7 protein-coding genes and 1 pseudogene are annotated in these 11,448 nt (G+C 61.3%); 3 read left to right on the top strand and 5 right to left on the bottom strand.

The features are described from left to right. Positions 1 to 646: 646 nt before the first annotated feature. Together AC630_RS12765 and AC630_RS12760 are read right to left on the bottom strand one after the other, a co-directional pair. Entirely contained in the window at positions 647 to 1,816 is a 1,170-nt protein-coding gene (locus AC630_RS12765; protein ID WP_074118863.1) for a saccharopine dehydrogenase family protein, read from the bottom strand. A 475-nt stretch (positions 1,817 to 2,291) separates the two neighbouring features. After that, complete coding sequence (locus tag AC630_RS12760) at positions 2,292 to 2,666, bottom strand: response regulator (protein WP_074118862.1); 375 nt, start codon at positions 2,664 to 2,666, stop codon at positions 2,292 to 2,294. A gap of 160 nt (positions 2,667 to 2,826) precedes the next feature. On the opposite strand from AC630_RS12760, the gene AC630_RS12755 reads away from it, so the two are divergent. Continuing rightward, entirely contained in the window at positions 2,827 to 3,201 is a 375-nt protein-coding gene (locus tag AC630_RS12755) for a response regulator (protein ID WP_074118861.1), read from the top strand. Positions 3,202 to 3,627: 426 nt separating this feature from the next. On the opposite strand, the pseudogene AC630_RS12750 reads toward AC630_RS12755, so the two are convergent. Further along, positions 3,628 to 4,181, bottom strand: a pseudogene (locus tag AC630_RS12750) (thioredoxin family protein). 271 nt (positions 4,182 to 4,452) lie between these two features. After that, positions 4,453 to 5,295, bottom strand: a complete 843-nt coding sequence (locus AC630_RS12745) for a DUF1194 domain-containing protein (protein WP_074118860.1) — start codon at positions 5,293 to 5,295, stop codon at positions 4,453 to 4,455. Positions 5,296 to 5,912: 617 nt separating this feature from the next. On the opposite strand from AC630_RS12745, the gene AC630_RS12740 reads away from it, so the two are divergent. Together AC630_RS12740 and AC630_RS12735 are read left to right on the top strand one after the other, a co-directional pair. Then, entirely contained in the window at positions 5,913 to 8,852 is a 2,940-nt protein-coding gene (locus tag AC630_RS12740; protein ID WP_074118859.1) for an AAA family ATPase, read from the top strand. 715 nt (positions 8,853 to 9,567) lie between these two features. Then, positions 9,568 to 10,602, top strand: coding sequence for an Rv1681 family radical SAM protein (locus AC630_RS12735; protein WP_074118858.1), 1,035 nt, complete (start codon positions 9,568 to 9,570; stop codon positions 10,600 to 10,602). Positions 10,603 to 10,608: 6 nt separating this feature from the next. On the opposite strand, the gene AC630_RS12730 is transcribed toward AC630_RS12735, so the two are convergent. Then, positions 10,609 to 11,448 (bottom strand): phosphate/phosphite/phosphonate ABC transporter substrate-binding protein, encoded by an 840-nt coding sequence (locus AC630_RS12730; protein WP_074118881.1) that lies wholly within the window; start codon positions 11,446 to 11,448, stop codon positions 10,609 to 10,611.

The following is an 11,448-nucleotide window of genomic DNA, read 5'->3' as shown; positions in this document are numbered from 1 at the left end:
CGCGAACTCATTTGTCATTGAAAAAGGATGCCCCGGTCCCTCGTGGCGTTGAGTGGGCCGGGAATATCGTCTGCCGCCCGATCCTGGGTGGACTGCACCATCAATATGGCCGGATGTGATTTACGGTAGGCAGAACACTATTCACTTCATCGATCGACTCCGATAGTTACCGAAGTGGCCTTTCTTCCGAGCCGGATAAATTTTCCTGTGAATTCAAGACCAAAAGGTTGGGGCGGATATACCGTCGGGATTTGACTGCCCGCTTTGAAACTTTGTGTTTGCAAATCAGCGCGGTAGTGTCGTCCTTAATGATTGAGTGGGAGTAGGGCGGCCAGACGCTATCGCGCAGTTTGGCGTAGTTTTGGTGAGGCTGTTCTCACTTCCTCTCATATCCGAACGTTGACCCGAGTTGTAGCCTCCACTTAATCTCGATCGGTGTTTGAATTCCACCGCGCTTCCTCGAACAGAGTATTGTGGCGTATTACAGCGTGCAGAGCGGCCGGAGCCCGTGAGGCGAAGCCTCAGTTTGAGGGTAGCGAAGCGGACATCCGCGCCAAATCCGACGGCAGCAACGGGCCATAGAAAGACGTCGCCACGGAAATTCCGGCTCGCAGACCGCTAATTTGCTGCAGTTCTGAGCGTTACCTCAACGTACGCGAAAGGTGAGGCCGGCGCGCTCGCTCAGACGCTCGCGCAAGGCCGGCCCCATGAGCGCGGCCGGTGTCCAGGTGCCGCCCTCGCCCTGCACGTCGCGCACGAGGCAGAGAGCGCTCTCGGTGATCATCTTGCTGGTCGAGCCATAGCCCGGATCGCGGTCGCCCGTGACGACTGCCTCGACCCGTCCACCGTCCGGTAGCTCGCCCAGGAAGAGGATATCGTAGAAGCCCTTCTCGCGCTCGTCCCGGGTCGGACCTGCGCCGGGTTTGAGACCGCTGGTCCCGAACAAGGAAACCACCGTGGCGAACGTCTCCGTCGCCACGCGACCGAATTCCCCAAATACCGGCGCGACCATCATCTCGTCGTACGCGAAGTCCTCGCCGTAGGGATGACCCAACAGGAAATTCGTACGGTGCACGTTCTTGGTGTTGATCGGCGCCATCGGGAACGGCACGAGCCACGCGTTCATGCGCGGGTCATATTCGGGGATGAGGCCCGACGGCTGAGAGGGCCCGGTGAACCCCGGCGTCAACGCGAAGGGATCGGTCAGCAGCCGGATCAGGGTCGGGTCGCGCGCCGCAGCGGCTAACGTCGCCTGAGCGCTCGCCGCAGTGCCGCCAGACATGCCGCCCTTCACCTTGCGCAGGCGGGCTTTGACTCGCCGCGCCGGGCGTCCGAATTTCTGGCGCGCCTTCTCCTGCAACGTGAGCACACCGAGATCGAACGGGATGGAATCGAAACCACAGGAGAAGACGATGCGCGCGCCGGTTCGTTTCGCCTCCTCGTGATGGGCGTCGATCATGCGCCGCATCCAGGCCGGTTCGCCGCACAGATCAACATAGGCCGTGCCCGTGGCCGCGCACGCCGCCACAAGCCCGGAACCATGGAGCTGATAAGGGCCGACCGCCGTGATGATCACGGCCGCACGCTCGCACATCGAACGCAGGCTGGCTGGCTCGGCGGCATCCGCCTTCACCAACGGCAAATCGTCTGGTGCGCCGATGTCGGCACGCACCTTCTGGAGCTTGTCGATCGAGCGTCGCGCGATCGCCCAGGAAGGAGCATCGTCACCGCGATAGGATGTCGCCAGATATTCGGCGATGAGACGGCCGGTGTAACCCGTCGCGCCATGCACGATGAGGTCGAAGTCCCGCTTCACGGCGTTGATCCTCCTCGAGACCGGGAGAGCGCTACCCCTTACGCGGACCGGTCTTCCGTCGGCCGGATCGCACCAGCTGCCTGGCGCACTCATTCGATCACCTCGTCGGCGCGGGCCGAGTAGCGCCTATGAGGTGGGGATGCCAGGCCATTTTGTGCTGTCCCGGAGCCCGGCGAGCACACGAGGACGCGCAGCAAGTGCCGTTCGAGGGGCAGCCGCTTTCATTGAACCGTCCCATCGCGTTGACGGAGGATACCACAGTTCCTGTCTTGGGGCGCGCAACGTCCGGTTAGAGCCAAGACGCCATTTTGACCGCGGGCGAGCCACTTCCGGTTTGCCTCGATAAGCGGACAGTTTCCGGGCCGGTTGGCATGTCCCAAACGGGCCCAATTGCAGAAGTGGCTCCCACCCGGGAGCTATGGCGATTGGCGCTCGCGCGCGCGATAATCGCGCCTCCTTACGACCTTTTCGATCGTTAGGTCGGCGAGCCTGCGTTGAGAAGCTGGGACACTGCCGTAACCAACTGCGCTGGGGCAAACGGCTTTTTCAGCAGAATGCTATTGGGCACGCCTTCGGACGCCCAATCGTCGGCGGCAGCACCGGTCATGTATACGATTGGAAATGCAGGATCGATTTGCCTGACCAGTTGCGCAATATCCCAACCCTTCATTTGCCCCTTGACGTTGATGTCGGTCACGAGTGCCGAAAACTTCAGCACGCCGCTTTCGATCATGGACACGGCTTCTTGGCCGGAAGCGACCGTGGTCAAGTCGAAGCCGCCCTCCGTCAAGGCGTCATGAATCATTTCCTGCAACGGTTCTTCCTCCTCCACTACGAGGACAATCGGCAAATCTGGCAATTCCCCCTCCGCGCAGCTTCAACTAGGGGGCCGTCCAGCCCTGTAACGCGATCTGGGCGGAAATGTTCAAAAGTGAGCGCTAGGTCGCGCGGAACCATCGGCCGGCCCCGTCCTTATACCCTCGGCAGTCCATCCTCCACGAGCGCGCGCCATGAGCGATCGCGACAACAAGCTAAACGGTTGCCGTGTTCTCATCGTCGAGGACGAGTATTTCCTGGCGAACGATCTGGAAGAAGCGCTCAAATCCCACGGCGCAAGTATCGTTGGACCATTTGGTGACTTTGACGCAGCGTACCGCCGAGCGGCACGCGATCACTTCGACGTAGCCATTATCGACATCAATCTCCACGCCAAAACGGCTTACCCGATCGCCGACGAACTGATGCGTCAGCGCATACCCTTTGTCTTCTATACTGGATACGATAGCAATGTGATCCCGGTGCGCTTTGCCGGAGTGAAACTATGGCAGAAGCCTTTCGACCCGTTTGAACTCGTCGAGGATATCGGGCGGCTGTGTCGGGAATGATCGTTCAGGCGCATCTTGCGGTGTCGCTTTAACGCCGTCGTCGGTGTTTGTCGCGCATTCAAAGAGCGCCAAACGAAGCTGCTCGCGTTCGCACTCAAGCTTCACCTTCAAGGTGCGACTGCGGTGTTGAAGCTTGCGGCTCTCTTCGATTGCAAGCTGGGCGCCGGCGTGTTTCCGACCACATCGCCGCACTGGCGTTTGTGGATGCATACTAAAGTCAGCTCCGGGTCATTTTCGACGGACTTAACCGGGTTTCTCACCGGTTGATGTCCGTGTTGCCCCGGAAGCAGACCTGGAGAAGGGGGCGAAGCGACGCCGGCAGCAGCCGCAGCGCCCTCGTGATGCCGCTAGTCAAATCGCACATGTGCAGCAAATGCTGCCGCGCGCGGCGGTCTCAGATACGAAACCTGTTGACAGCGATCGGCTTCATTCGTCCTTCCATTTGATCGAGCAGCCAATAGACGCCTTTTGGTCAGCTGGCGCCAGACCGGTGGTCGCAATCGCGCGCATGGCCTCGACAAGCTCTCGGGGCGCCCCCGCGCGAGGCGGAGTTGTGCGCCCTTCGTCGAGCCGGCCGCGATACTTGAGCTTGCGGTCGGCATTGTAGCCGAAGAAGTCCGGCGTACGACCGCCCCATACGCCCGAGCGACTGTCTGGGTCTCGTCGTGGAGATATGGAAACGGGAAATCATGAGCCTTCGCGAAACGCTTCATATTCTCAAATGAGTCTTCGGGATAGCTCGCCGCATCGTTCGAGCAAATCGCCGCAAAGCCGATGCTCTCCGACATCAGCACGCGGGCGTCCGAAACCACGCGGTCGATCACCGCTTTAACATAGGGACAATGGTTGCAGATGAAGACGACGACTGTGCCTTTTTCGCCCGCAACGTCGTCCAGTGCGTAAGTCTTGCCGTCGGTGGCCGGAAGCTGGAACACCGCCGCCGGCGTATCAAAAACGACTTGGGTAGCTGCTGTCGCCATATCGCACCTCCTTTGTGGCCCAATATATGCTGACGACGGCCCGCTGATGCACAGTTTCCAAAACCTGTTCGCCAGTCGCGTCGTTTTGGCCATACGTAAGCCATTTCCGGTCGCCCCTTAACAGCCGCCATTTGGACGAGCGCGGGAATTCGTCGGTGTGGGCCACGAATGGACGTTAGCACCTCCAATGCCCCGGCGGCGTGGGGGCGGCCATAAGCTACAGCTGTCTAAAGTTTGTTCGTCCGGCGGCTCTGAATGATTGTCTCGACACTCACCGCCGGCCGCGCTCCTGCGATTTTTTTTCGCCGATCAGACAGGGCACCCGGGGCTCTTTCTCGGCGGCTGGGACGATCCCGCTCTCTGGCGTGAGGCCCGCAACTTCGCGAACAAGCTTGGTCCGGATCGCATCCTGGAATTTTTCACGATCTTTGATCGTCATGACGAAGGCGCCCGGCCCTCCGATCACGCAGTCCTCGTAATAGAGATCAAGATTCTCGATATCGGTCGTCGAGAGGGATGGCTCCTTCACAATGATCGGGAGGCCGTTGATAATGATGCCTTTCTCCAGGGCAGCGTCGCGCGCGCCGGTTACGGGGGCTCCGTCGTTGTTCGGCCCATCGCCGGATATATCGATGACGCGCCGCAATCCGCGATAGGGATTCTCTTCGAACAGCTGCACCGCGAAATTAATCGCGCCGGAAATCGAGGTACTCGAACCTCGACGAACCGGCGGTTTCATGATCTCGGCGGCCACTGCATCCGCCGATTCCGGGCCGTCGATCATTCGCCAGGGAACGATGATCTTCTCGTCGCCCGACATCGACCACTCGAAATAGGTCACTACCACCTTGCTGCCCGGAACGGCCCTCAGCGCCTGCAGGAAGTCTTTCGAGACGATGGCCTGTGCATAGCCCTCGCGCTGAATGGCAAGCTCGTCCATATCCATCGAATAGGAGACGTCGACGACGATAACGAGCTCGACATTGACGGGCTGTACACTGTGGCTGGTGTCGGCGAATCGAGAGTTCGGGGTCGGCGCGGCAATGCCAGCAACGTCACCTCCGACCATCGCCCCCGCAACAAGCACCGCCCCGACCGAGACACACCAGCGCATGGCGGCCCTCCCGTCCTTTCACAAGCATGGTGACACCCAAAACGCGTTCCGAAAAGCGGAAACATGCAATTGTCGTCCTCGTTCGCAGCGATCAAGGCTTGCTCTGGACGATGAGTAGAAACCCGGAACTGCCTCGTGCTTCCGGGGCGCGCCAACAAGGCTTTGCCTGTCCGGACACCGATGAGACTTCCCAGATTCCAGTTAGTAAGATGACTGAGCAGAATCTCGACGCCCTCGTAGCCTGGTTGCGCACCATTCCGCCGATCGAATAGAGGTGAAGCTGTTGGCGCAAAGCGGACCGAGGTGTCTAAGTACGGAGTGGTCCGGTGCGCGGCGCGAGCGATCACCTCACAAGCCAACCACGGTTTTCCTGATCATTGACGGTATCGGAAGCAAAGGCGCGCGAGTGCGGGCGGTGACCCTTACGGCAAGGCACTCGCGTCCACCTAGTCGATTGACTCCGATACTTGCCGAAGGAGCCATTGCTCCGAGCGGCATGAATTTTCCCGTGAATTCAAGATCATAACGTTAGCACGGATATACCATCGGGATCTGACCGCCAGCTTTGACGCACTGTGCTTGCAAATCAACGCGGTAATGTCGTCCTAGATGATGGCGTGCTCGCATATTTCGGCTATCCGCGGGCCGATGAAGACGATGCTGAGCGAGCGGTATGCGCCGGACTAGCATTGGTTGCGGCCGTGGCAGGACTCGATGTCGGCCCGTCGGCAAGATTGCGAGTGCGAGTTGGCATTGCCACTGGCTTGGTGATCGTCGGTGATCTCATCGGAGAGGGCGCGTCGCAGGAACATGGGGTGGTCGGTGAGACCCCCAATCTGGCCTCGCGGCTGCAGGCGCTGGCCGAGCCGGATACGGTGGTTATCGACGGCAGCACCCGCCGCCTCGTCGGTGGACTGTTCGAGTATCTCGCTCTCGGGAGCGTGTCCATCACGGGCTTCAGCGATCCGGTGCCGGTCTGGCGAGTCATCGGCGCGAACGCGGTCGATAGCCGCTTCGAGGCCTTGCGTGTAGCCAGAACGCCACTGCTCGGCCGCGATGAGGAGATCGAGCTGCTGATGCGCCGCTGGCAGCAGATAAAACGCGGCGATGGCTCGGTCGTGCTGATATCGGGTGAGCCCGGCATCGGCAAATCGCGCCTCGCCGAGACCGTGCTCGAGCGACTGAGCGATGATCCACATATCCGTTTGCGCCGTTTCTGCTCGCCGCACCATCAGGACAGCGCGCTTTTCCCGACCATCTCACAGCTCGAGCGGGCGGCGGGATTCCGGCGCGAAGATACGGACCGGCAACGGTTGGACAAGCTCGAAGCGTTGCTCGCGGAGTCAGACGCTGACCTCGGCGAGGCCGTCCCTCTGATCGCGGACCTGCTGTCCGTGCCTATCGGCAATGGCTATCCGCCTCTCAGCCTTACCCCTCAGAAGCGCAAGGAGAAGACGCTTGGGGTTCTCCTGGCCCAGCTCGAGGGACTGGCGGCGCGCCGGCCCGTGCTGATGGTGTTCGAGGATGTGCACTGGATCGACCCTACCTCGCTCGACCTGTTGGACCGCATCGTCGACCGCGTGGCCACCCTCCGGGTCTTGCTGATCATCACTTTCCGGCCAGAGTTTGCGCCAGCCTGGATCGGGCGCTCGCACGTGACATTGATCAGTCTCAGTCGGCTGCCGCATCGCCAGCGCGCCGAGATGATCATGCGGGTGACCGGCGGCAAGACGTTGCCCCAGGAGATCGTCAAAGGAATCATCGATCGGACCGATGGCATACCGCTGTTCATCGAGGAATTGATCAAGGCGGTGATCGAGAGCGGCATGCTGGCCGACGCTGGTGACCGCTTTGATGCGAGGGGGCCCGTGCCTCGGCTTGCCATCCCTACCTCGCTCCATGCCTCGCTCCTGGCACGGCTCGATCGCTTGGCGCCCGTGCGCGAGATGGCGCAGATCGGGGCTGCCCTTGGGCGGTCATTCTCGCATGAGCTGATCAGCGCCGTCGCGGCCATGCCGCAGCAACAGGTGGACGGCGCCTTGGCGCGGCTCGTAGACGCCGAACTGGTCTTCCAGCGGGGGACCCCGCCTGAAGCAGAGTACACGTTTAAGCACGCGCTGGTGCAGGACGCAGCCTATAGCACCATGCTGCGCGGTCGACGCCAGCAGATCCATGCTCGCGTTGCGACGACGCTAGAGAGCCAGTTCCCTGAAATCGTGGCTGCTCAGCCCGAACTCATGGCCCACCATTGTACCGAGGCCGGTTTCAACGAGAAGGCGGTCGGCTACCGGCTCAAGGCCGGCCAGCAGGCGGTCGCGCGATCGGCAATGACGGAAGCGGTGGCGCAGTTGCGGAGGGGTCTGGAATTGCTTGCGAACATGCCCGAAGAGTCGCGGCCGGTGCAGCACGAGCTCGACCTGCAGATTGCCCTCGGGCGGGCCCTGATGGCAGCCAGGGGATATTCGGCGCCGGCGGTGGCCGATACCCTTGTCAGCGCGCGGGCACTCGCTGAGCGGCTCGATCGACCGGATCGTCTCGCTCCGCTGCTCTATTCCCAATGGGGTTTCCATATGGTTCGGGCCGAGCACGAGCTGGCGGTGTCCCTTGCCGAGCAGATGGAGAAATTGGGCGAGACAAGAAAAGATCAAGCCACTCTGCTGCTGGGTCACTATATCCACGGCGCCAGTTGCTACTTTCGCGGCGAGTTTGTGACAGCGCGCGGCCTTCTCGAGCTGCGTGATGGCTTGAGAGATCCGGCTGCTCGCGCGATTTGCGCCACCATAGCGGTGGCCGACCCGCACGCCGCGAGCCTGGGTCACTTGGCGTTGACGTTGGCGCTTCTGGGCCACATCGATCAGGGATGCGCGCGTGTGGACGAGGCGTTATCGGAAGCCCGTTCGCTCGACCATCCGTTCACAGTGGCCTTTGTGTTGAGCAAGGTGTGTGCGGTCGAGGCGGCCGCCGGCTTGTCGCATGACGCGCGGCGGCACGCCGAGGAATTAGTGGCTCTCTCGAACGAGCACGGTTTTCCGCTCTGGTTGGGCGTCGGACTGCTTCAGCACGGTCGTTCATTGACAACACTTGGACAGGTGCAGGACGGCCTCGCGCTGCTCGCGAGGGGGCTCTCGGTGCTTCGTGCTGCCGGAGCCGTCGTGCACACGCCGCGCGCGCTCTGCTTTCTCGCCGAGGCTCACGTCAAGGTCGGGCATCTGCAGGAGGGGCAGAATTGCCTCGCGGAGGCTGCGCAGCTGATCGAGACGACCCGCGAGCGGTGCGGTGAGGTCGAGCTCCATCGACTTCGAGCCGACATGATGAATGCGCGAGGCGACCAAGCTGCTGCGGAGCAAAATTATCACCGAGCGCTCGCAGCGGCGGAGCGCCAGAGCGCGAAGACGTTTGGGCTGCGCGCTGCGACCAGCCTCGCCCGCCTGTGGCTCAAGCAAGGCAGGTGCACGGAAGCTCGCGACCTCCTCGCGCTGGTGCACGGCTCGTTCACCGAAGGCTTCGACACGCCAGTCCTGCGGGACGTCAAGGCGCTGCTCGACCAGCTGGCCTGATGCAATTCACCGCTTGCGTGGCGGGATAGCTGCTCGTCGCCTGCACTGCAAGGCTTGACGCACTTTGGTCGATCATCTCATCAAGTGTCATCTGCAGCTTGGCGCCGCCGGCGCGCAGAGTGTGATGGTGTGATGCGATTGCCAACTCATGCGCACAACGCCGTCGCAATGTCTGCAGAGGGGCAAAATGCGACCTCGCGGGGAGGGCAGCTTCTGGCGCAAAGCGGCCCGCCGCCGAAAAAGTCGCGTCATAGGCGATATCTGACAGTCCGTCTAAGGTCAGACGGCCAAGCCGCCGCAGGCCGACAAGACGGCTCTTTGGGTACGAAAGACGTCGACCGTTAGCGAGCCGTTGGCCAGAGCATTGTTTGTCCGGTGCATGCGATAAGGCGGTCGGATCTACGATTAAGAAGGAGTAGCCATAGTCAGATCGAACGTGAAGCGGTAGTTTGATGTCTGCAGAAGAAGAGCAATCAGGCATTCAGGTGCGGTAGCCCGACAATGAGGCAATGAAAACCTCCTAAGCGCCACTGATTCACTGGTGAGCCCGGCAGGGCTCGAACCCGCAACCAAACCGTTATGAGCGACGGGCTAAAGAACGCAATCGTTGATTTTACTGAACTTTCGTTGGAAATTGATCGTGTTCGTTGCGCTCTGGTGAGATCGTTTCTGGTGCGAAAATGGTGCGGTAGATCGCAGGACCCAGGATCTACGGATGAGGACCAACGCGAAACTTGAGCTCGATGCCGGCACCAAGACGTTTGCTTCGGGCCTCCTGCCAGATTTGATAGCTGCGTTGCGCCTCAGTCGTAAGGGCGATCTCGTTGCCGTGATCAGCGGTGATGCAAGCATTGGCCCCGAGCTTGAGGCATGGTGTCGCTTCACCCGCAATAGCCTGGTCGGCGCTTCTGACGAAGGCGGCCGCACGCGCTGGGTGCTCCGCTACGGAGAGGCTCCTGAGGATGTTGGAGAGGATCGGCCTGTCGGCTCACGCCTGTGGCTTTACACCAACTTCGACTGCAATCTTGCTTGCGACTATTGTTGCGTGCGCTCGTCACCCAAAGCTCAACGGCGGGCGCTTGGCGTCGAGCGGGTGCGGCGGATTGCCGTCGAAGCGGCGGAGCTTGGCGTGGACGAAATGTTTCTCACTGGCGGTGAGCCATTCATGCTGCCGGATATTGGCGAGATCATTGCTGTATGCGCCGCGGCGGCGCCAACCACGGTCCTCACCAACGGCATGCTGTTTGCCGGAAGCCGACTCGCAACGCTGCGCTCATTACCGCGCGAGCGCGTGACCTTGCAGATCAGCCTCGACAGCCCAACGCCGGAACGTCACGAGAGCCATCGTGGAAAGGGGACATGGGCGCGCACCTTGAAGGGAATCGAGCTGGCCCGTGCCGAGGGATTTCGGGTGCGATTGGCGGCGACGGTTTCAACTGACGCAGAGGCGGAAGAGTTCCGTGGCTTCCTCGATACCCATCACGTGAGCGAGGAGAACCGGGTGATCAGGCGAATTGCGCTCCGAGGCTCGGCCGCGCAGGGCATCGCCTTGGCAAGGGCAGATCTGGTTCCCGAGGTGACGATCACCGCTGAAGGCGTGTTCTGGCATCCGGTCGGAGCTGAGGATAACGATCTGCTGGTCAGTCGCGACATCTTTCCACTTGCCGATTCCTTCGCGGCCGTGCGCCGCGCCTTCGAGCGCGAATCCGAGCATCAACGCCGGTTGGCAAGGATTTTCAATTGCGCCTGACAGCGTTCATGGCCGCTCCAAGAAACCCTGTTGCGTCGAGGCGTCGCGCAACTCGGCATAAGCTTCGAGCTGCGGCGGTATCCATTGGCGCAACCCCTCCGCATCAAGCACAGCACGATGCGCGGGGTTATCGTAGCTCATTCTAAACAATGCGTTGGCAAACGCCTGCTCCAATGCAGGGTCGAGATCGACCCGAGCAGTAAACATGCAATGATTATAGGGCTGCGAGGTCCAGATCTCCGTCAACGCGCCTTCCGGCACCAGGTGCTCGCTACGCACGGTATTCCAGAATGGGCTGCCGATTGCCCCGGCATCGGCGCGGCCGTCGAGGACCGCGCGAACGACGTCAACCTCGCTCGTCCCGGTGTCGCCGTGTTTGCCGAGGTCGGTGTTGAAGCGCAGCGTTTGGTAGTCCTTCCCCTCAACGAACCCCTCGCGCTGTAGAAAATAGACCGGGAGAATTGCCGCATGGCCGCTGTCGCGGCTGCCGAGAGCCAGAGTGCGGTTCCTAACTTCGGCAAGCCTTGCGACGGGCCCGCCGGTGACCCCGACGATCTTGGTCATCCAGCCGACATCGGTATCGCGCATCGCGATCGGTCGGCAGCGATGGTCGCTCCAGGCATCCGCCTGGATATAAGCAAGGTTTGTGTTCCATCCGATATCGATGCGCGGCAGCGGCTCCTCGGGCAAGGCGAGGAGGGCGGCGACCTGCGCCTCGTAGCTCTGAAACAGCACCACCTCGACAGGGAGCTTCGCTTCGTCGTGAAAGTACCGACGCATGCCCTCCCAGATAGCGACCACCTTTGGATCATATGCGACGGCACCTACCCAGATTGTCCGGCTCAT

Source organism: Bradyrhizobium sp. AS23.2 (genome assembly GCF_001908185.1).
In the GTDB taxonomy this organism is placed as follows: domain Bacteria; phylum Pseudomonadota; class Alphaproteobacteria; order Rhizobiales; family Xanthobacteraceae; genus Bradyrhizobium.
Note: the sequence above shows the minus strand (reverse complement) of the source record. Positions and strands in the feature narration are given on the sequence as shown.